Consider the following 21,402-nt stretch of genomic DNA (forward strand, 5'->3'; position numbering starts at 1 on the left):
CCGGCGGCCGGACCCGCGCGCCCGGCCGCTGGGCCCGGTCACCGCGCCCGGCCGCTGGGCCGTCGCTGGGCCCGGCCGCTGGGCCAGACGAAGCAACCGCCCCTGCACGGTCCCCGTGCAGGGGCTACACCTGTCCCCATGCAGACCTTCCTCCCGTACCCCGACTTCGCGGCCTCCGCCGCCGTCCTCGACGCGCGCCGACTCGGCAAGCAGCGGGTGGAAACCCTCCAGGTCCTGCGCGGACTCACCGTCCCCGGCTACGGCTGGCGGCACCACCCGGCCGTCCGCATGTGGGCCGGCTACGAGGAGGCCCTGGTCCGGTACGGCCTCGAAATGTGCCGCGAATGGACCGCCACCGGCCGCCAGGACACCTGCGCCACGACCCTCACCCAGGACTTCACCGCCCACCACCCCCGCGTCCCCGTCCGCACCTACACCGAACTCTCCGAAGCCGGCGACCTCCCGAACTGGCTGGGCGACCCGGCCTTCCACCGCAGCCACCGGTCCGCCCTGGTCACCAAGGCCCCCGAGCACTACCGCACCCTCTTCCCCGACGTCCCGGAAGGCCTGCCGTACGTGTGGCCGTCGTCCGACCGGGGGACGGGGCAGAAGGAGACCTGACCCGGCCGCCGCAGTCACAGCAGACCGAGGGCGACCGCCGAGGCGACCGCGAAGTATCCGGTGTCATTGGGGTGCAGCCCGTCCTCCGACACATAGGACGGACTCGGACGGTCCGGCCGAGCGGGGTCCGCCAGGAGCCGGTCCGCGTCGAGCACCGAGTCGTACGCGCCGGAGTCCCGGATCCAGTCGTTGAGCTGACGGCGGAGACGGTCACCGGCGCTGTCCGCAAAGGGGAAGACGGCACCCCTGACGGGCACCACGGTCATCCCCACGGCCTTGACGCCCCGGTCGTGGGCGAGCTTGACGAGCGCCCGGTGACCGTCGGTCAGCTGCCGGAGCGTGGGCCGGGGGCCGTCGGCCGCACAGGGGCTGCCGGGCATCGCGACGGCCAGGTCGTTGGCGCCCAGGTGGACGAGGGCGGTCCGCACCCCCGGCCGCTGCTCCAGTTCCCGCTCGAAACGGACGGCGGCCCGCTCCCCGAAGCAGGGGGAGGCAGCCAGCAGCCGGCCACCGGCGAGTCCGGCGTTGACCACGCCGGACGGACGGCGGGCACCGGCCAGCCGCTCCGCGAGCTTGTCGGAGAAGCGGCCCTCGGCACCGGGGCTCGCCCCCACACCGTCGACCAGGGAGTCGCCGAAGACCAGTACGGCGTTACGGGACCGGGCAGACCGTACCCGCACATCGACGGCGCTGAGGTAGTACCAGGACCTGACGGACTCGGTGTACGCGCCGCTGCCCACGTCGGCGAGCCGATCACCGTCCGCGCGGTAGGACGTGGCCGTGGTGAAGCGGTGGAAGGTGGCGGGTCCGGTCGGCCCGGCGAACCGCAGGGAGACCGCCAGCTTCTCCAGGTTCGCGACGGTCAGCGGCACCGGGTCGCTCACGGCGTCCTTGCCCGCCGGGACCGTGGTGGCGCGGGAGCCGCCGAAGGTCAGCGGTCGGGTACTGCCCGGCTTGGTCTTGGCACCGCCGTCGGACCGGGCCACGGCGGCCCCGGCGATCCTCAGCGGCCCGCTGCCGTACGCGTTCGACAGCCGGAAGCGCAGCGTGGTCCCGCCGGTGCTGACGCGTACCACCTGCCGTACGGTCTGGTCGTCGAAACCCTCCTCGGACCAGTTGGGTTCCTCGTCCAGGGTGTCGGGGACGGCCTGCTGCATCGAGGCTCCCCAGGTCGCCGTCCAGTGTGGGGCCGCCTGGGCTGCGTGGCCGGGGGATGCGGAGCGGGGGGTGGGGGAGGGAGCGGTGGAGCAGCCTCCGGTGGCGACGAGCACCGCCGCCGTGAGGAGGCCGGCGATCGGCCCCCTGATGAACGTTCGGCACTTGGGCCGCATGATTCTCCTCTCGGCGCGTGCAGCGCATCTCACTGGGGCCGGCACCGGGCATCAGCCCCGGCTGAGCCGCCGCGCCGCCCCGGTATTGAGCCGCCGCATCGCCCCCGTCAGGAAGACCACCGCGACCAGCACCGCCGACGCCGTCAGCACCACCGCCGGGGGCAGCCCTGCCGGCTGCCCTTCGATCCGGATGGCGCCCATGAAGTCGAAGACCGGCAGACCGTTGGCGACCGTGTACCAGAGCGGCAGGTAGACCGCCTGGAAGAGACGGTGCGTACGGCTGAGGGTGCCCAGGGCCAGCGCCAGCGACGGGACGAACAGCGCGCCGGCGGCCCAGCAGGTGACCCCCGTGACGTCACCTTCGACGACCAGCCGGACCAGCGGGCCCAGGCCCACCGCCGCGGTGAGCGTGGCGCCCGCCGCCCACTCCGCGACCACCCTGCGGTACGCCGACGGGTAGGCGCCGAGGATGCCCGCGACACCGTGCTCGTGATGCTGGGTGCCCAGCCGCGACCAGACCAGGACCGGCCAGAGCCAGGACACCGGCAGCATCAGCCGCGTCGCGCCCGGCATCGGCGAGCAGACGCCGAGAAACACCCAGAACCCGGCACCCCACCACCACCATTTCGACACGCCTTGGAGCAGGATGCGCAGCTCACCGCCCCACAGACGCAGCAGGACGCGGCCGGGCCGCGGGGGAGTCCTCAGCACGGCGGCGGAAATCCGCCGGTCACCGGCCGGGCGCGGCATCCCGTCCACGAACACAGCCGGGCCCCCGCCCGCCGCCTGATCCCGCTCTTGCGGGCGCTCGGCCGAGTGCTTGGCGCGAGCCGGGTCGAAGCGGTGGAACCACAGCGCGGGCAGCAGCGCGACGGTCACCGCGATGCCGACGAACGCCAACCGGGCCAGGACATAACCGGCATCCGGCGTGAAGCCGTGCCAGTCGAACACCCGCAGCGGCTCGTCCAGGTACGTCAGACCCAGACTGAACGCGCCGTCCACCTCGGCCCGTTGCGCCAGCATGTCCTCGTACATCGACACGGCGACACCGTTCACACCGATACCGCCCAACGGCAGGCCGGGCCCCTGCCCCCCGACGGCCAGCACCACCCACATGCAGAACCACACGATGTTGCCCAGCCCGCCGCGCAGCAGCGGCAGCGCCTCGAAGAACAGCGCGAAGGCGGCGGCCAACGCCACCAGCGGCACCGCGAGCAACAGAAACGGCCGCCAGAGCGCGACCAGGTCCACACTCCTGTCCTCGCCGCGCACGAGCTGCATCACCAGCGCGGTCAGCGCGAGCACGCCCACCATGGAGGCGAGCACCAGGAGATTGCTCAGGAACTTCCCCGCCAGGTAGGCCCAGGTCCGCACCGGGGTCGCGGCGAGCAACTGTCCCACCCCGGTACGACGGTCGCGCCCGATGGAGTCCCGGACGACGTAGAAGCCGCCGAGCGAAATCCACAGCCCGCAAGCCAGTGCGGTCGCCGTACCGACGTACGCGCTGTTGTAGACGCCGCGGTAGTCACCGAGCTGCATGACGACCCACCTGGCGCCCGAGTCCGGCACCGCCACGTATCCCAGGGCCACGGCGGCGGCCAGCGTCACCCCGTAGGCGGGCCGCCGTACCCGGTCCTTGAAGTCGGCCACCGCCAGACCGGAGAGCACACGCGTCATCGGCTCACACCGCCCGCGCCCACGGCGCGCCCCGGCCGGATGCGGTCGGAACCCCCGTACCCGACCGCTCCGTTGACGACGTGGAGATACGCGTCCTCCAGATCGGGGGCGAGTTGCACGGCGCCCTCATACGGTCGGCCCGGTGACAGCAGACGCACCTTCACGCCCTGCCCGGTACGCACCATCCGGCTGACCACGAACCGCGCCTGCACCTGGGGGACGGCGGCGGGGTCGACCAGTGCCTCCCACACCAGCCCGTCCACCTCGCCCAGCAGCGCCTCCGGCGTGCCGCGGCGCAGCAACCGCCCGGCCGCCACCACCGCGATGTCGGACGCCACCGACTCCACGTCGGAAACGATGTGGGTGGAGAACAGCACCACCTTGTCCGACGCGAGATCGCTGAGCAGATTGCGGAACCGCACCCGCTCCTCCGGATCCAGCCCGGCCGTCGGCTCGTCCACGACGATGACCTGCGGATCGCCGAGCAGCACCTGTGCGATCCCCACCCGGCGCAGCATCCCGCCGGAGTACGTGCCCAGCGGCCGCTTGACCGCCGCGGTCAGATTGACCAGCTCCAACAGCTCGTCGATACGAGCCTTGGCCGACTTGGCCGACACCCCCTTGGCGGCAGCCAGGTACATCAGGAACTCGCGCGAGGTGAGATGCGGGTAGACACCAAAATCCTGTGGCAGATATCCGAGCACCCTGCGCAGCCCGTCCGGCCTGGCCACCACGTCGTCCCCGTGAAAGAAGACCCTGCCGCTGGTGGGACGGGTGACGGTGGCGGCGATCCGCATGAGTGAGGACTTACCGGCGCCATTCGGCCCCAGGAGCCCCACCATGCCCGGCCCCAAGTGCAGAGTCATGTCATCGACAGCGCGCTTGCCGCCCCTGTACACCTTGCTGATCCCGGAAAGCTGAAGCACGGTCATGATCAGCTCCCGCCCCGCAGCCCGGTCTTCCGGCCGTCCCGCAGCACGGTGACGCCCTCGGGCACCTCGACCCGGAACTTGGCATCACAGATCGCGAGGCCACTGCACCCGGCATCGATGTCCAGCACGCCGCCCTTCAGCTCCCACGACAGATGCTCACTGCCGGCCGCGGCGTCGAACCAGCGGGTGACCTTGACGTCCCTACGGTCCACCGCGACCAGATCGGTGGCGATCTCATGCGTCCTGACGTCGAGGCTCTTGCCCTGAAAAGGGAAAACCTTCGACTCAGGCGTCGCCTGCGAAGCATCCACCGAACACCCGGCCACCCCCACCCCCAACCCCACGACCACCGCCAGGACGGCCACCATCCGCCCACAGCTCGGCACAGCCACCGCCGGGGCACTGCTCGGCTTGGCCGCCGCCCGGCCACCGTTCCGCTTGACCGCCGCCCGGTCACCGCTCTGCTCAGGCACCACCCGGCCACTTCTTGGCTCAGCCGTCACCTGGCCACCGACCTGCGCAGCCACCACACCGTCGGCCATCTGCTCCGCCCCTCCGAAGAACCACGTTCCGCAACTGGAACGGAGTCTCCCGGCCGGTGCGCAGCCGGCACATCTGCCGAATGGCAGATATCCGTGGCCGGCCGTATCGCCGCTACCGCGCCTTCGCGGCCGGAAGCACGCAGCCGACCCGCCAGCCCTCGTCCCGCGGCCCGGCCCGGAGCGATCCGCCCAGCGCGTCGACCCGCTCCGCCAGCCCGGCCAGCCCCGTGCCGCCGCCACTCCGGGTACCGCCTGGCACCCCACCCCCGTCATCGGCGACCGTCACCTCGACCGAGCCCTCGGCGGTACGGCGTACCTCCACCACGACCCGAGTGGCGTGCGGGGCATGCCGCCGGACATTGGTCAACGACTCCAGCACCACGCGGTACGCGGCGTCCTCAGCCTCCCGGGACAGCGTTCCGCCCAGCCCCTCCTCCTGCGACAACTGCGCGCCCGCGCGCGACATCGCCGAAAAACGGCCCACCAGCTCGCCCAGATCGGCCAACCCGTACACCCGGGTCGACGGCGCCTCCGCCCACCCCTTCCCGACCGCCCGCCCGTCCCCATCCACCTGACGCAGGGCCGACACCGTCTGATCCATCGAATCCAGCGCCCGCAGTCCCGCCCCCTCAATACGCTCGAACAGCTCACGAGCCTCTGTCGGCGCACCCCCGTCCAACTGAGCCGCCTGAGCCTCCAACACCATGCCCGTCACCTCGTGCGCGACGAAGTCGTGCAGGTCCCGCGCGACTTCCAGCCGCTGCTCCCGCAGCGCCTGCGCCACCGCCCGCGCCCGCCGCCCGTCCAGCGATCTCAGGTAGAGCCCGACACCGGCCACACACGCAGCAGGGAAGAACCCCAGCAACACCGCGAAAACCGACTCCCGCCAACCTTGTTCCGGCACATGCAAAGTGATCCGCAACAACAGGCAGACCGTCGCGGCCCCCACCAGCCCGCCGCCCCACAGGACCCGGGGTACGGGCTCCCGCCGCACTACCCGGTACTGCAGAACCCACAAAGCCACCCCCTCAAAGGGAAGCCAGAACCCCACCGGCTTCGGATCGCCGACATACCCGAAGTCCAGCACCAGCGACAGAACGGCGGTGAAACCCGACGCCCGGACGAGGGAGACACGTCCCGTCGGCCGCCCCAGCATCGCGGCCGCCACGGCCACTGCCGCACAGAGCGCCAGGGGAAGCGCGCCGACCGAGGTGCCCAGCGCAGGAAACAACACCATCACCACAAGCACCGCACACCACACGCGGCGCTTACGCCCCGACGATCTCACGTCACCATCCATCCGCCCGAGGCTACGCACCCGACCCGCACCCCCCCGGCGCAGCAGCGCCCATCACCTCTTGCCGCGACCCTCCACATACCCCAACTCCCAAGCCCGCACCGCCACCCCCACCCGATTACGCACCCCGAACTTCCGCTGAATGCTGGCCACATGCGTCTTGACCGTCCCGGCCGAAATGAACAGCTCCGCGGCAATATCAGCATTGGTCTTCCCCTCACCCACCAACGCGGCCACCTCGACCTCGCGTCCAGTCAACGGCGAACTCCCCTTCCTCCTCTTCGTGTCAGCCCCCTGAACATGCCGAAGCAACCGCACCGTCACCTCCGGACTGATCAAACTGTCCCCCGACACCGCCGCCCGCACCGCCTCCACCAACAACGCCGGCCCCGCCCGCTTGAGCAGAAACCCCGAAGCCCCGTAACGCAACGCCGGATACACATACTCGTCCAGATCAAACGTGGTCACCACAACCACCCTCGTCTGCCACCCCGACCCACCCCCGGCCAGCAGCCGCGTCACCTCCAACCCGTCCATCCGCGGCATCCGCACATCCACCAACACCACATCCGGCGCCAGCCCCCGCGCCAACTCCACAGCCTCAACCCCGTCCCCCGCCTCCCCGACCACCTCCATGTCCGCCTGGCTCTCCACAATCCGCCGCATCCCACGACGAACCATCTCCTGATCGTCGGCAATCAACACCCGTATGGTCATGGGCGGACATCCTGCCGCACGGGGCGGCACCCCCGTCCGGAGCCCCCGGCCGGGGCCCGAGCACCCGTGTTCGCCCAGCCTCCGAAGCGGGTTCTGCCGGGACCGGGACAGGCCCCCTTGCGGCGGCGCCGTGACAGCGGTCGTCATCGACGTCACCTACGCAGCGCCTGCAGCCGGGTCGGCGAAGGCGCCGCCGGACCACGCGGGGCGCTGCGGTGCCAACCACCGAACCCAGGCAACGAGCAGCGCGGCAGCGTGCCGGGCGATCGGCTCGGTGACCGGTTCACGACCAGGCGGGGAGCGTCCACTTCAGGGCTGGGCGGTTTATCCGGGGAACCATTCCCGTCAGTTCCGGGAGACCGCGCGGTTGGCGGCCCCGGGACGTCACGAGGGCCGCAAGCGGGCGGCGCCGCCCGTCACCCGGCCGCAGACCGGCAAGCAGTGGACGGACAGTGATCAGGTCCATGACGAGCGTGGCCCGAAGGGGCGCCCGTCAGGGGGCACGCGTCCGGTGCCGCTGCCGCCGGAACCCATGACGGTGCTGAGCGCCCGTCAAGTGGGGTTCGCCTCGCCCACCCATCGAGGCTCGGTGGCTGATCGGGGGGCTGCGGCTGCGCTCGGGTGGCACAGGAAGTGCAACGCCGAGTAACCGTGTTCCTTTCGGCATGCACAAAAAGGCCCTGACCAGCGTTTCCGCTGGTCAGGGCCTTGATTTCCGGTGCCCCCGGCAGGATTCGAACCTGCGCACACGGCTCCGGAGGACGGGCAGTTCCCAGTCGATAGCGCAGGTCAGAGCATTCTCTAATGCGCCGTCAGCCGCGCGGTCCCGCGTATGTCCCACGAGGGTGAAATGCGTTGCATAGCTATCTATGCCCCATGAGGGTGATTCGTGAGGCTTGCCGTATGGCTTCTGTTCCTCAGCTGATCCCCTAGAGGTCTGGTGCCAAGGTGGTGTAGCGGACTGTCAGCTGGTGGGTGAGTCATGCTCGGAGGCGCGGTGAAGGTAGGCTCGGCGTTTGGCGCCGCGATCGCGTGTACGTTGCTGGCGCGCGCGCACCGATTCTTCGCTGAATTCCATAGCCGCGACGACACTGTGGCCGGTGTCGGCGCGCTGTTTGACCAAAGCATATAGCTGTTCCCTGGTGGTGCCTACGGTTCCAGCGAGCCCGTGCTTGACCAGGTCGATGAACTGCGTTCCAGTGAGATGACGTTCGACTTGGTCGTAGCCGAGGATCCGGGCGCTGCTATCCGTTCGTTTGCCGCGCGTGCAGTCGTCTTCAAGCAGAAGTCGGATGTATGAGACGGGCAAATACATTCCTGGGGCGAGCCCTTGAATCGGAAGCCTTTTGGGGTTCCGTGGCCAGTAGGCCAATTTTACAAAGCAGGAATCAGTGCCGAGACGCCATTCGCTCGGCCGATTTGGAGGGATGCTCAGCTTGGCTGTTTCTTCGAGACGGTCAAGTTGACTCCTAAGGCGCTTGTCGACGTAAATCGAGCGAGTGTCCGGATCGAGTCGCTTGTACTGAACGAAAACGAAGCTCTTGGTTGGCTCGTGATAGTAGAGCATGTCGGTGCCGAGGCGTGATTCCACCGGCGTGGCATTGACGTTGACGACCTCTAGTCGCCTTCCTGATGCGTCGTGGAGTACGTGAATGTCGCAGCGGGCTGTGTTGCTTTGCTGCCATTCGCTGAACATCTCGAATGCCTCGCCGGCAACACGGACGTCATAGTCTATAAGGCTGTGCTCCACGGGCTGCGGAATCAGCCCGGCGGTGTACGGGGCGTCTCCTGTTGGCGGACGTTGCCATGCAGCAAGTGCAGAGAGCGGGAAGTCGGCGATGCGCAATAGGCTCCCTGTCGCGTCGCGCTGCTCCTGCCAAGACTGGTCGGCAGGGCTGTTTCCGAAGACAGGAGGGTCGGCTTGCGCGATCAGCCAGTCAAGAAGTGGGCTGAGTGCGGGCCATCTCGCGCGCAGCACACTTTCCAACGACTGCCATACGACGTTGCTGCATGCGCCGACCGTGCCTAGCAGTGAAGCTCGGTCGAACTCTTGCCGCAGAGGCGCTGGTACGTCGTTGAGCACACCGTCAGGGCCGTCGAGCGGAACGGACTCCGTACACTCTCGAAGCGGATCGACGGTGATGCTCTTTTCGACGGCCCCCACGGTGCCATGGCGGGCCACGATTCCAATCCATGTGAGCCACCGTGACCGGTCGCGGCCTGGTCGGGCGGGGTCCTCACCGACTAAGAGGGTGATAGGCGGTCCGTCGAGCGCTGCATCGATGTTCAGGCTCTTGGGGCGGGACTTGGTCAGGCGCTGTTCAATCCTGAACTTGCTCTGATTCTCGGCGAGTTCGTTAGAACTCAGAGTCACTATGAAGGCCACGCTGGGGACCCTATCCCGGTGACTGTGGTCATGGTTCAGATCGGAGAGACTCTTCGCGCTTGACGCCTCTGCGCTGGGGGCTCGAACGGGATCGGCGCCGCGGACAGGGAACTGGTGCTCAGACCTTGATGACGGTGACGCGCGTGCCGCACAGGGCGGTGAGGTCCTCGGGGTCGGAAGTAAGGACCGTGACAGGGCCAGGAGCAGCGAGGGCAGTGGCGCTGAGCATGGCGTCGATGGCGTACTTGTGCCCGTGCAGCCCGGCGTCGGCCAGGAGCTCGGCAGCGTGTCGGGCGATCGCTTCGGTCACCGGCTCGACAATGAGGCGGGACAACGTCCACTCCAAAGCCGGCCGGTTGATGCGGGGGTGGACCACTTCCACGAGGGTAGCGGCGGAGGTGATGACGCGGAAATCGTCAGCGCGGGCGAGGGCGAGCCAACCGGTGGTCGTGCGGTCCCGAAGGACGGACTTGGCCAGCCCCTCACTGTCGAGGACGAGACTACCGCCCGGAGTGGCAGGAGGGCGGGTCACGCGGCATCCGCCCCGCTGCGTGTCTGTTCCTGTCGGGCCTGGTGGAGCTGGTCGCGCAGCGCCTGGATCTCGCCGTCGGTGATGCGGCCGTGCTCAGCCTCAGCGACCTGGATGAGCTCGTTCAGGTTGTCGCGTTCGATCTGGCGGGCGACGGCGGCAGCCACGTACGCGGACAGGCCGGACGGGCCGCTACGGGACCGAGCGGCTTCCGCGAGGTCGCGCGGCATGGTGATTGAGTACTTCCCGGTAGGGTCGCTCATGCTCCTAATCCTACCAATGATCCTCCTTGGGGTAGTAGCTGGTGTCTGTGGAGCCGGGTGAATAGCACCCGCGGTGCGCCATCAGCTCGGTGGCCTTGTGCGTTCACCTGATCAGGAAGGTGGTGGACGCCATGAGGAAGAGACCAGGACCCGCAGCGTCCCGCATCCCGCAAAGGCGGCACTTCGCGCGGAATGGAAACATACGGCCGCAGAACGTGGACCGTCGTGCAGCGGGAACGGGGGTAATCAGGGAACTGGCTGATGAACTCGCTGACGCGCTGGTCCGCGCGCATCACGGCTCGGATCGGGGCGATAGCGCGACCCGGAGGGCCGCGGCTGGAATCAGCTGGTATGCCTTCGCGCTGGAGTATCTGGAAATGCAGTGGCCGCTGATCGCGGCGAAGACCCGGGACGAAACCAATGACGCGTTGTGCGCGATCACCCAGGCGATGTTTCGGGATGTACGGGGGCGCCCGAGCGACGAACTGCTGCGGCGTGCGCTGCGGGGCTGGGCGTTCGTCGTCCCGCGCCCTGAGCCGCACCAGACGCCAGCCGATGTCCGACTCGCCCTGCGCTGGGCGGCGGGAGCCTCGCGCCCGCTGACCGATCTATTGGACCCGGCCTTGATGCGAGCTGTATTGCACGCCCTGCGGCTCAAGCGAAACGGACTGACAGCAGCCGCTGAGACGCAGCGGCACAAGCACAAGGTCCTGGTCAACGCGGTGCGCTACGCCATCGAGCAGCGCGCTCTGCCTGTCGACCCTCTTGCCTCGATCAACTGGCAGGTGGCCGAAACTGTCGGTCAAGTCGACCCGCGGGTGGTGGCCAACCCGGCCCAGGCCCGTTCGCTGCTGTGTGCGGTGTCCTACGTCGGCGGCTATCGCCGGGCGCGTGGGCGGCGGTTGATCGGCTTGTTCGCCGGCATGTACTACGCCGGGCTGCGTCCCGCTGAAGCTGTCGCTGTGGCATTGCCGGATTGTTTCCTGCCCCACGAGGGCTGGGGCTTGGTAACCCTTCACCGCACCTTGCCGCAGGCGGGCTCGCGGTGGACTGACACCGGTAATGTCCACGACGAGCGCGGACTGAAGTGCCGTCCGGCCGACGATACTCGGCCCGTTCGGCTTCCGCCCGAGTTGGTGACAGCGTGGCGGGAGAGCATCGACGCCTTCGGCATTGCGAACGACGGGCGTCTGTTCTTCAATGAACGCGGCGGCATTGTTGGCTCCAGCACCTACGATCGCGTCTGGCATGAGGCCCGTGAACTTGCCCTGCCTCCCGATTTGGCGCGCTCACCTCTCGTCGCCCGCCCCTACGACCTGCGCCACTCTGCTCTGTCTACATGGCTCAATGCCGACGTGGACCCCACCGAGGTCGCCGAGCGTGCCGGTAACAGTGTTGAGGTACTCATGACTCGCTACGCGAAATGCCTGTACGCACGCCAGGCCATCGCCAACCAGTGCATCGACAGACTTCTGCGCGAATACGAGTGATGCTCGCAGGCATCGTCCTTCGAACAAGGCAGGAGACGATGCCCACGAGGACACGTGCTGTATGTACGGGCCGCGTAGTCGGATGTCCGTGGGCGCTCTGGCACCGGAGCGCTGAGCGAGCAGGTGATGTTGCGGTGGTCGATGTCGACCCTGCAGTTCTGGCGTAGCGCGAGCGTCCTGTAACCCGCCTGCGCGAGTGCGATGAGCAATGTCGGATACCAGGCATAGGGCGGAAAGAGGGGCAACAAGCAGATCGGGATTGCCTACGGATGCCCTGGTTAGGACACCAGGGCTGTTAACTCACATCGGGTTCCGCGTCACCCATGAGTTGTCGAGGAACGGGCTGGGCTTTCCGTGCCAGAACACGTCCACGCTGTCGCGTGCCCGTGTCGCCGCCACGAACAGCAGGGATCGAGTCCGCTGGATCTCCTGTCGATGGCGGGCCGGGTCCGTGCGGCGGAGTCTGGTGACCGCGTCGCGCGGCACGATTCCGTCCGCCACGCCCGCGATGATCATTCGCTGGTACTCCAGTCCCTTGAACCGGAACATTGTCCCGATGTGCACGCCGGCGGATCCGTGCGGGCCGTCGGAACGGATTTCCACTGAGTGGATGCCGTGCAGATTGAGCGTGTAGCCCATCTCGGCCGCCATCTGGTTGGTCGGCACGCAGATGGCGATCTGCTCGTGCGGGACGCTCATGTTGGCTGTCGCGTCCCATTCCTTGATGAGCGCGGCTACGCCTTCCCGCTCGGCGCCCCAGTCGGGGAACGCGTGCCCGGCCGGGGGCCCTCCGCTGAGCACCGATCGGTATCCGGCCAGCGTTTCCTCACTGCCGTCGAGGTCGTCGTACTTCGTCTCCCCGAGTACGCCGAGGGCGGATCGCAGGATCTGCCGTGTCGTGCGGTAGCTGAGGCTCAGCTTCGAGGACCGGCCGCGGATGTTGATGCCCAGACTGCCAAGTGTCACCTGGTTCTTGTAGATGCGCTGGTGGGTGTCGCCGACCAGGAACAGGTCGTCCGCGTCGCGAGCGACCATCGCGCGGAGCATCTTCCAGTGGGCGGGACGGAGATCCTGGGCCTCGTCCACCACGATGTGCCGGTACCGATAGCGGAGCCAGCCACCCGAGCCGTCCTGAAGGTGGACGTTGTCGAGGCCGCCCGCCTCCTCGCGCTGCTGAGCGATTCTCACGATGCGCTGTTCGCGGCCCATTTCCAGCCGTGCGGCGCGCTCCGCCACCTGGTCCCAGCTCTGCCGCCCGAGCCGGTCCAGCCGCTGTGCGAAACGTTCGGCGAGCTGCCAGATCTCGGCGCGCTCGCCGCGGCCGATGTTCTTGCCGCGTCCGGCACGCCGTGCCCGGAAGTAGTCGGTGCGGGTGCCTACGGCCTGCCCGAGGATGACCTGAGTCCACTCGTCGTGCAGGAACTCCGGGTCCCAGTCGCTCACCCCCAACTCGTCCAGCATCTCGCGCCATTCGCGGACGGCCTGGCTGTCGTCGATGGTCTGCTTCCCCTGGCCCGGTTCGGCCTCGCGGACGATGCGCAGCGCCAACTGGTCGACATGGCTGACATCGACCCGGTTCAGCAGCTCCTCGCCGCCCAGTTCCAGCAGCCTGGAGCGCAGATCGGCGGCGAGATTCTTGTTGTACGTGGTCAACAGCACGGGCTTGTCCCGGCCTGGGGGCAGCTGCCGAACGAGATGGCGCACCCGGTGCAGAGCGACGATGGTCTTGCCCGTGCCCGGACCGCCCCCGACCCGGGCGGGGCCGTTGTAGCGCCGTTCGACCAGTCTGGCCTGGGTCGGGTGGAGGAAGACCTTCCAGCGGCCGAAGTCGCCGCTTTCCAGCGCCTCCCTCAGAGCGTCGTCCGTCGTGGTGACGACCGTCGCCGGCCGCTGTGCGGCGGCCTCGAAGTCGTCCGGGTCGACCGGATCGGCGGCAGCCACCGGCTTGGTCACCTGGTCGAGGACGTCGTCGTACGACGCGCCGTCGAACAGGGCCAGCAGCACTTCACCGGTGAGCTGTGGCGCGTACTCGACGAGTCCGAGCAGCTGGTCCTCTGTGGCGAGGGTGCGGATGACCGGCAGCAGCGGTTCGGCTACGCCGAGGCCCGACAGCTGCTGGTCGGACCAGTCCGCGAACAACGGTCGAGTCGACTCCGGCCGCGTGTCCGCGAGTGTTTCGGCGGCCGTCGGCGTCGGCGCGGGCGGTGTGGGAAGCCTGCGCAGAACGCTGTCCTCGACCACCTCCAGATCCACGTACTCGATCCCGCCGGTGACCTGGTTGACGCTGTACGACAGCCGGTTGTAGACGTCCTTGCGGTGCTTGACGGAGACGATCAGCCAGTCGTCGTCGGCGAGCCGCAGCAGCAGCGCCCGGTAGTCGTCGTTGACGCGCGCCGACCAGAGTCTGCTGTCGCCCTTGAGCTGCTGGAGTTTGAGCCCGGCAGCGCGCGAGTTGGTCCTGAACCTGTGCTGGAAGTCGAAGAAAGCGCCTTTGACCGTACGGGGGAGCTTGAGGATCTCCTTGTCCGCCTTGTCGAGCAGGCGCAGTGTGACGCCCGAGGTGTTCATCGCTTCGGCTCCCCGTCGCTGGTGGTGTCGCTGTCCTGCCGTTGTTCCGTGAGCCGGGCGATCAGAGCCGCCAGGTCCCACTCCGCCGCGGTGCCGACGGTCCAGCCCGCTGCCGAGAACGCCCTGTTCCGGTCCTGTGCCTCGTAGTCGGGGTAATCGGGCTCGTCGCCGCTCGTGCGCGGCGCGAGGACCACCGCGATACGGACGTCCGGCCACGCCAGTTCCGCTTGCCAACCGTGGCTGTCCAGTTCGTAGCCGTCCCGCGGTGCTCGCACCGCAGCGGCGGCCAGGGCGTGGGCGAGATCTGCCAGTCCCGGCTCCTCGGGGTCGAGAAACTCGATGACCTGGTCCCAGCCGGGATCCCGCCCTGCTTCCTCGTCACCGAAGCCTTCGTAGGCCGGTCGTCGCGGCGGGGCTTCCTCACCGCTTCGCCTGGCAGGGACCGACGGCGCGGCGACGACCCCGACCGAGGTGAGCTCCTCCGCGGGCGAGGGCACCGGAGTACGTGTCGACGTCAGCCAGCCGACTCCACCGGTCACGGTGAGTACCTCGGTGGCGAACCCTTCGAGCATGCTCGACGTCAGTTGGGCGCTGTCACCGCCGCCGTGCTCCAGGAACTGCAGCACGTTGCTCCAGTAAAGCCAGGCGCGCCAGCGTCGCTTGTGGGCCGGCTCGTCGGCCAGGGCGGTGTCATCGTCGGCCAGGACGGTGATCCCCGTCCATGTGGGCGGGGTCCGCCTGCCGTCCGCGGTCAGCACCAGTCGGCAGCCCGACGCGTCGGCGCCGGACAGCAACCGCACAGGCCCGGCCGCTCCGGCGGGCTTGGAGCCGCGCAACGCCTCCCGGAGTCCCTCGTTGACCTCTTCGCCGGTGAGGGCTGCGGCACGGATCCCGTCCGCCCCGCTGAGCCCCGCGGCCGCCGCTTCCGCCCGTCGACGCCATCGCTCTGGATCTGGGGAGCGCAGGTAGGCCAGCAGTTGCCGGGCAGGGTTGACCCACACGGTCTCGGCCAGCTCACCGGGCAGGCCCCGGCCCACACGGGCGTAGTAGTCGCGGGCTCGCTGCTGTCCGCTCGCGCCGTACGGCTCCCACACCGGGGCGGCGGGGCCGGCTCCGGCGTAGCCGGTGTCCTGGACCTGCTGACGCCACTCCCTGACGTCGGGGTACGTCAGCTGGAACACCCGTAGGCCCTCGGCTCGGAGACGGGCGCGCTTGACGGCGTCGTCCGCCAGCCGGTTGTGCTCACGGGTGGCGTGGTACGCGTAGCCGTCGAGGTACAGGGCGACGCGCGGGCCCGGCGCGTCCAGCCGTTCGAGGAGTATGTCGGGTCGGGTGCCGTCCAGGGCGCGCTGCTGGGAGACGCGCCAGCTCACGGTGGACCCGTCGGCGGCCGTGAGCCGCAGATCGAGGGCGTACGTGCCGGCGGAGGTGGTGTACGTGTCCGCCGCCGCCTGCGACTCCGCCAGCCTCGCCCAGTCCTGGAGGGTGTCGATGAAGAGGATCTCTAGGTCGCTCTCGGCCTGTCGCTGTAACGGAATGTGGCGCGTCGTCGCCACCGGGGAGGTGTGCCAGCGTTCACCGTCGGCGCCCAGCAGGTCGTCCAGCATCTGGCGGACTTCGTTGCGGCTCACCTTGTCGTAGTCGGCGGCGGGTACGCGGCGCAGCAAGCACCGGTGACAGCCGTCGAGCCCCTTCTCGCGGCACGGGCAGCCCTCGATGACGTCGCGCGCCTTGAGCAGCACCTCTCGGAAGCCTTCGGCCGAAGCCAGCCGGTGCAGGTAGCCGGTGCCGCCCGGCAGTCGGTCGTAGACGACGAGGAAGCGTCTCGGCCAGTCGGCGTCGGGGTCACCCGAGTGGTCGGGCATCGTCGCCTCGGCGATGTCGATGTGGTCGGGGTCGCCGCCGTAGCGGGCCGCTATCCCCGCGAACAGGGCGGCGGTGAACGACGCGAGCCGCTCCTTGACGCGCGCCACCGACGCGGGCAGCAGAATGCGCACGGCCTCGGTGGTCAGTTCGTGGGCGAGCAGCAGCGGTACGTCCTTCCCCTTTCCCTGCTGTTCGCCCGTGCCGGCCACCGGCCCTCGGACACGGCGGCGCGGGCACCACAGCTGATGGTGCGCAGCGGCCGGGGTGCTCGCCGCTCCCGACTCGGTGAGCGCGTGCTGCGACGTTTCCACCACGGGCCGTCCGTCGGCCGTCGCGCCGCCGCACTCGGTGCAGACGAAGAACGGGTTGATCCGTACGTCCTGGCCGGCGAGAGGCACCGTGCTGCTGCCGTCCTCGCGGTCCAGCCCGAGGTTCAGCGTCCGGATCGTGGCGTGACGAGTGAAGTCCACTCCGAACACGGCGGTGTCATGTCGCCACGAGCCCAGCGCCAGACGATCGGGGTCGATGTCGACGGTGGTGAGGACCGAGTAATGCCTGCGGTCCCGTTCGTCGCGGTCGTCGCGGACCCGGGCGTCGTCCCGTTTGTCACGGGACAGGACGCGCCTGGGCCGCAGCACGTACTGCACGCAGCCCGCGTCGGCGATCTCGCGCCCCCGGCAGCGCGGGCACGGGTCGGTGTTGTGCTCGGCGTCCTGTTCCTCGGTACGGACGTACCCGCAGGCAGGGCAGAGCCGCCACACCGACCAGGTACGCCGCTCGGGGCCGCCGACGTCGAGGGCGCGGACAACGTGCCGGTAGCCGTTGACGTAGAAACTGTTTCCGGGGGCGAGTTCGGTGAGGGCGAGCTTGCGGGACCGCTCGTAGTCCCGGGTCTCGCTGCGGTACACCTTGCCGCCGGGGTTCTGCCCGGTCCCCTTCCCGGCCGCGCCGTCGTCCTCGCCGCTCGGGGTCTCCGCCCAGTACAGCGTCGCTTCCAGCCGGGTGGTGGTGTCCGCCAGGCTGTAGTTCGGCAGCAGCCCCAGGTCCACGAGGGTGGCGTGGGCGCCGGACTGACTCAGCTCCCGCAGCAGATCCCCGGTGCTCCTCCGTTCGGCCAGCAGCTCGCGCCGCTCCCGGTCCTGCGTGTCATCGGAGCGAGCCAGCTGTTCCGCGGCCTCGTCGATCGCCGCGATCCGGCGGCGCAGTTCCTCACGCCGCCCGGTCCAGTCCTCCTCGGCCTCCTGCAGCATCCGCACGATCCCGCTGGTCGCGAACTCCCGCAGCGCGTTTGCCGAGTGCTCGAAGACGCCCGACCCGTCCGAGGTCTCGGAGCCCGGCGGATCACCGTCGCCGGGGAAGAGGGCGAGGAATTGCTCCACGAGGGTCGCGCCGTGCGTCTGGGCGGCGTCCGCGAGGTCCTGACACCAGCCGCTGGTGCCGAACAGGGCGGAGGACAGTCGGGGGAGCGGCGCCAGCACCTCGCCGTCGGCGGTCCGGAGTTCACCGCGTGCCGCCAGGTCCAGCAGCCGCGCCGTGTACTGGCGGCGCAGAATCTCCACCGCCGACAGGTAGCAGCCCGGCGGCAGGATGGTTCCGGCGATCATCTCGCGCGGCTCATCCAGGTAGTACAAGTCGCGTGCCTTGCGCCCGCCGAATGCGACCACCAGCGCGTTGCCCGTCCGGCGTCCGGCGCGCCCGGCCCGCTGCACGTAGTTGGCGGGCCCGGCGGGCAGGGAGCCCAGCAGCACGGCGGAGAGGTCGCCGATGTCGATGCCGAGTTCCAGCGTCGGGGTGCACGACAGCACATTGGGGTCGGTGTAGTGCGTACCCGCCCTGAAGGTGCGCTCGACACGCTCTCGTTGAGGACGGCTGAGCATGCCCGTGTGCTCGGCCGTCACCACGCGGAACGTGCCGCCTGTCAGGTAGAGGCGGCGGTAGTAGTCATGGGTGTAGTCCCTCTCCTGCGCGGGCACCCCGAAGCGGGAGACCTCGCCCCCGGTTCCCGACACGCCGGGTTGCGGCGCGGTCAGGCTCCCCTTGCACCGGTAGCGGGGGCACGGATGCCCGTACCAGCGGGTACGCCGTTCAGGCGCCACGACCTGCTGCCAACCGCAGTCCTCACAGCTGACGAACGCCTTGTTGACGATGGCGTCACCGAGCAGCCGCACCCCGATATGGCCGGGCTGCAGCCCGTACACCCTGGTCTGGCGGTCGCGGCCGGTCCGCACCGCGAGGACGCCCGCGTCGGCGAGCGCGGGCAGCAGCCTGCGCAGATACTCAGTGGCCCCCGCGGTGTCCAGCTTCAGACACCTGCGGGTCCAGTCCTGGTACCAGCCCAGACGCCCGGTGACCGAGTCGAACTCGGACCTGTCCTTCTGTCCGTCCAGCAGGAAGCGCGGCGGGGCGACCCCTTCGGGGAACGCGGGCATACCGTCCGGCCTGCGCCCGGAGATGAGGTAGCGGTTGGCACCGGCTTCCTTGATCCACGTGTCCAGCCAGTGATGCCGCACCGCGCCGCGCAGCCGCAGCCGTTCCAACAAGCCTCGGACATAAGCGAGATAGCGCTCGGGCATGGGCAGCCCGCCGACCGCCAGCAGCTGGCCGGGCAGCGACAGATGAAGGTCTCGTGCCAGATCCGCGACCCGGCCCGGTTCCGCCAGCGTGACCTCGGCGGCAGCGGTCCGCGTCAGCTCCAAGGTGCGCCCCATACGGCTGCGCAACCCGAACTCCATCACCGTCGCGAACGCCAGCCGTTCGCCGATCAGCCGCCAGGTACGTGCGTCGCCGGTGCCACGGCCCGACAGCAGCCGGTCGACGCCCGGCTCGTCGTGCAGATCCGGGGGAACCACGGCGGCCAGCGCCTCCGGGTCGTCCACCGAGTCCAGGACATAGCCGATCAGGTCGTTCAACTGGGTCGGCGCCCCCGAGTCGTCCAGATTGTGGGCGAGCAAGGAACGCAGGGAGAACTTGTACGAGGCGTTGGCCACGTATCCGGCCCGGTGCGCCGCGTCCTGTGTGGAGTCGTTGAACAGGAGCGTCTTACGCTCCTCCGGTACGAGCGCGATGTCGCCACCGGTGAACAACTGGGTGACCGTCGCCGAGGCCAGGGCCGCCTGGGCCGTTCCCAGGAAGCGGATGCTGTTGTCCGTGTGGCAGGCCGGACAGCGGTCATCCTTCGCGGCCCGATCGGCGGACTTCTTGTCGAGCACCGCCAACGCGAACCAGGCGTCCACGAGCTCACCGTCGTCCCCGGCCGTGGGCAGCCGGTAGGTGCCCTGCCCGCCGTCGAGCACCACCACCGACAGCGGGTCGACACCGCCGTCCGCGGGCCGTGCCCCGGTCAGTGCGTCGAGGGCCTGCCGCCGCTCTCGGGCGGTGGCGGAGATGAAGTAGCGCACGCGCCGCTTGTCCCGGCCCACTCCGGCTCGCCAGATCCGGTCCTGCGCCAGCACCAGACGCTGTGGGTCGGTCTCGGGGGACAGCGCGGCCCAGCCGGAGCGCCCGCAGTTGCGGCAGTACACGGCGGGCAGATGCACCTGGGCGGGGCGCGGCGCGGTGTCGGCTCCCGGCAGCGGCTGCGGCTGTCTGCTCGCGGAGGACGACGGCCAACTGCCGGACGAGGCGTCCGGGTCCTCGTCGCCGGGCGGCGCGGCGTTGAGCGCGGCCCGGCGGGCAGCCGTCCGGTCGTCCTCGTACCACCGGAATTCGGGGGCGCGGCCCACCCCGCGCAGTACCCGCGTCACCGGCCGTACCCACAGGTGCGCCTCGATGTGCAGCAGCGGCCGGGGGTTGCGCTCGTCGGAGTCCGGGTCGCGGGCAGCCGACAGCAGCGCCACGAACCGGGACAGCGCTCGGAGCACCAGCCGCGGGTTCTCCCGCGCGGTACGGCCCCAGGAATAGCCGAACCGGGCCAGCCGGTCCCGCAGTGCCCACTCGTCCAGCGGCTCACCGCCGAGCAGCGACAGCACACCATGGGTGAAGTCGTGCCGCTTCAGCAGTCGCCCGACGCGGAAGGCGTCCAGACCGGAACGGCCCAGCATCCGAGCCGCGAGCGCGTCGAGGTCCAGCAGGTCGGGCCGGGCCTCCACGTCCGGCCCGCCGGACACCGTCACGACCTCCTGCGGGGTCGGCGGCTCCGGCAGTTCGTAGTCGACGGCGCCGGTGAACTCTTCAGCGGTCATCCGCTCCTCACCGATGACCGCGTCCGGCGGGAACGGCATCCCGAACACCCGCGCCGCCACGTCGAGGATGCCCCCCGCCTCCTTGCCCGGCGCGCCCTCACCGAGCGTCGCCGAGGTCGCCACCGGGCAGATCGACCCCAGCGGCCTGCCGGGCCGGGACACGCTGGTGGCGGCTGCCAGCCGGCGCAGCAGCATCGCCACGTCGGTGCCCTGCGCACCGTCGTACGTATGGAACTCGTCCAGCACGACGAAGGCGGGCTCCGCGCCTTCCCACAGGCCGCGGTCCTCGCCGCGCTGGAGCAGCAGGTCGAGCATCTTGTAGTTGGTGATCAGTACGTCGGGCGGCGCGACGCGCATCTCCTCGCGCCGCGTCATCACCCGCCGGAAGTCCGTGTCGGGCCGGTCACCGATGTACAGGCCCGCCGAGACCTGGGCCAGCTCCGGCCGGGCCAGGTACTCCCCGATGCGGCCGGCCTGATCGGTGGCGAGCGCGTTCATCGGATACAGCAGCACGGCCTTGATCCCGGCCCGCCCCTCGGCCTTCTGCCGCCGGCAGTGGTCCAGTACGGGAACCAGGAAGGACTCGGTTTTGCCCGACCCGGTACCGGTCGTCACCAGCGTCGGCCGGGCGGGCCCGTGCAACGTGGACAGCCGAGCCCACGCCTTCGCCTGATGCCGCCACGGAGCGAATCCGGGGAACCCGGCCGACCACTCAAGGTCCCGCTGCCAGTCGCTTTCGGCGACGTGGAACGGAGTCCTGATCCGCAGGTACGGACCGCGGAAGATGCCGGTCTCCGGGTGCCCGAGGAACCGTTCGAGCGCGCCGCGGGTGTCCTCGTCGGCGAGGGCGTATGTCGTCGTGAGGTACTGCGTCAAACTGCCGCGGAGCTGCGCGGCGGCCATGGTGGGCTTCACGACGGTCCCCCTTGCGGTGCTGGTGCCCTGGTGATCGGTACCACCGTATAGGGGGTGACTGACACACTAAGTAGATGGAGTCTTGGG

13 protein-coding genes are annotated in these 21,402 nt (G+C 69.6%); 2 read left to right on the forward strand and 11 right to left on the reverse strand.

Annotated elements, in window-relative coordinates:
• Positions 1–138 precede the first annotated feature (138 nt).
• Complete coding sequence (locus ACZ4QV_RS02010) at positions 139–621, forward strand: MSMEG_6728 family protein (protein ID WP_361146529.1); 483 nt, start codon at positions 139–141, stop codon at positions 619–621.
• A gap of 14 nt (positions 622–635) precedes the next feature.
• Here the strand turns inward: ACZ4QV_RS02010 and ACZ4QV_RS02015 are convergent, their stop codons facing one another.
• The 9 genes from ACZ4QV_RS02015 to ACZ4QV_RS02055 form a co-directional block, all read right to left on the reverse strand.
• Positions 636–1,778: a GDSL-type esterase/lipase family protein gene (locus ACZ4QV_RS02015; protein ID WP_361146526.1), complete on the reverse strand. Its 1,143-nt coding sequence runs from the start codon at positions 1,776–1,778 to the stop codon at positions 636–638.
• A 225-nt stretch (positions 1,779–2,003) separates the two neighbouring features.
• Positions 2,004–3,629 carry an ABC transporter permease gene (locus ACZ4QV_RS02020; RefSeq protein WP_467762485.1) on the reverse strand — a complete coding sequence of 542 codons (1,626 nt, stop codon included), beginning with the start codon at positions 3,627–3,629 and terminating at the stop codon, positions 2,004–2,006.
• On the reverse strand, positions 3,626–4,555 hold the full coding sequence (locus ACZ4QV_RS02025) for an ABC transporter ATP-binding protein (protein WP_361586268.1): 930 nt from the start codon (positions 4,553–4,555) through the stop codon (positions 3,626–3,628). The genes ACZ4QV_RS02020 and ACZ4QV_RS02025 overlap by 4 nt, the downstream gene beginning before the upstream one ends.
• Before the next feature lie 8 nt (positions 4,556–4,563).
• Complete coding sequence (locus ACZ4QV_RS02030) at positions 4,564–5,103, reverse strand: hypothetical protein (RefSeq protein ID WP_361146520.1); 540 nt, start codon at positions 5,101–5,103, stop codon at positions 4,564–4,566.
• A 112-nt stretch (positions 5,104–5,215) separates the two neighbouring features.
• The gene (locus ACZ4QV_RS02035) at positions 5,216–6,403 is read right to left on the reverse strand and encodes a sensor histidine kinase (RefSeq protein ID WP_361634236.1); all 1,188 of its coding nucleotides are present in this window, start codon (positions 6,401–6,403) and stop codon (positions 5,216–5,218) included.
• A gap of 51 nt (positions 6,404–6,454) precedes the next feature.
• Positions 6,455–7,117, reverse strand: a complete 663-nt coding sequence (locus ACZ4QV_RS02040) for a response regulator transcription factor (protein ID WP_361146514.1) — start codon at positions 7,115–7,117, stop codon at positions 6,455–6,457.
• Positions 7,118–8,081: 964 nt separating this feature from the next.
• Positions 8,082–9,503, reverse strand: coding sequence for a hypothetical protein (locus tag ACZ4QV_RS02045; protein WP_467762486.1), 1,422 nt, complete (start codon positions 9,501–9,503; stop codon positions 8,082–8,084).
• A gap of 118 nt (positions 9,504–9,621) precedes the next feature.
• Positions 9,622–10,035 carry a type II toxin-antitoxin system VapC family toxin gene (locus ACZ4QV_RS02050; RefSeq protein ID WP_361634230.1) on the reverse strand — a complete coding sequence of 138 codons (414 nt, stop codon included), beginning with the start codon at positions 10,033–10,035 and terminating at the stop codon, positions 9,622–9,624.
• Positions 10,032–10,295, reverse strand: a complete 264-nt coding sequence (locus tag ACZ4QV_RS02055; protein ID WP_361634227.1) for a CopG family transcriptional regulator — start codon at positions 10,293–10,295, stop codon at positions 10,032–10,034. Before ACZ4QV_RS02055 ends, ACZ4QV_RS02050 begins: the two co-directional genes overlap by 4 nt.
• A gap of 215 nt (positions 10,296–10,510) precedes the next feature.
• Between ACZ4QV_RS02055 and ACZ4QV_RS02060 the strand changes: the two genes are divergently transcribed.
• Positions 10,511–11,785, forward strand: a complete 1,275-nt coding sequence (locus ACZ4QV_RS02060) for a site-specific integrase (RefSeq protein WP_361634224.1) — start codon at positions 10,511–10,513, stop codon at positions 11,783–11,785.
• Between the two features lie 300 nt (positions 11,786–12,085).
• Here ACZ4QV_RS02060 and ACZ4QV_RS02065 read toward each other — a convergent pair whose 3' ends face one another.
• Together ACZ4QV_RS02065 and ACZ4QV_RS02070 are read right to left on the reverse strand one after the other, a co-directional pair.
• On the reverse strand, positions 12,086–14,353 hold the full coding sequence (locus ACZ4QV_RS02065) for a UvrD-helicase domain-containing protein (protein WP_361634221.1): 2,268 nt from the start codon (positions 14,351–14,353) through the stop codon (positions 12,086–12,088).
• On the reverse strand, positions 14,350–21,315 hold the full coding sequence (locus ACZ4QV_RS02070; RefSeq protein WP_361634218.1) for a DEAD/DEAH box helicase: 6,966 nt from the start codon (positions 21,313–21,315) through the stop codon (positions 14,350–14,352). The genes ACZ4QV_RS02065 and ACZ4QV_RS02070 overlap by 4 nt, the downstream gene beginning before the upstream one ends.
• Positions 21,316–21,402 lie beyond the last annotated feature (87 nt).

It is taken from the genome of Streptomyces sp. NPDC026394 (genome assembly GCF_055567735.1).

What these genes read in the sequence shown, in the direction of transcription:
- ACZ4QV_RS02010 (WP_361146529.1), top strand. Translation starts at nt 139, where the DNA reads ATGCAGACCTTCCTCCCGTACCCCGACTTCGCGGCCTCCGCCGCCGTC.
- ACZ4QV_RS02015 (WP_361146526.1), bottom strand. Translation starts at nt 1,778, where the DNA reads ATGCAGCAGGCCGTCCCCGACACCCTGGACGAGGAACCCAACTGGTCC.
- ACZ4QV_RS02020 (WP_467762485.1), bottom strand. Translation starts at nt 3,629, where the DNA reads ATGACGCGTGTGCTCTCCGGTCTGGCGGTGGCCGACTTCAAGGACCGG.
- ACZ4QV_RS02030 (WP_361146520.1), bottom strand. Translation starts at nt 5,103, where the DNA reads ATGGCCGACGGTGTGGTGGCTGCGCAGGTCGGTGGCCAGGTGACGGCT.
- ACZ4QV_RS02035 (WP_361634236.1), bottom strand. Translation starts at nt 6,403, where the DNA reads ATGGATGGTGACGTGAGATCGTCGGGGCGTAAGCGCCGCGTGTGGTGT.
- ACZ4QV_RS02040 (WP_361146514.1), bottom strand. Translation starts at nt 7,117, where the DNA reads ATGACCATACGGGTGTTGATTGCCGACGATCAGGAGATGGTTCGTCGT.
- ACZ4QV_RS02055 (WP_361634227.1), bottom strand. Translation starts at nt 10,295, where the DNA reads ATGAGCGACCCTACCGGGAAGTACTCAATCACCATGCCGCGCGACCTC.
- ACZ4QV_RS02065 (WP_361634221.1), bottom strand. Translation starts at nt 14,353, where the DNA reads ATGAACACCTCGGGCGTCACACTGCGCCTGCTCGACAAGGCGGACAAG.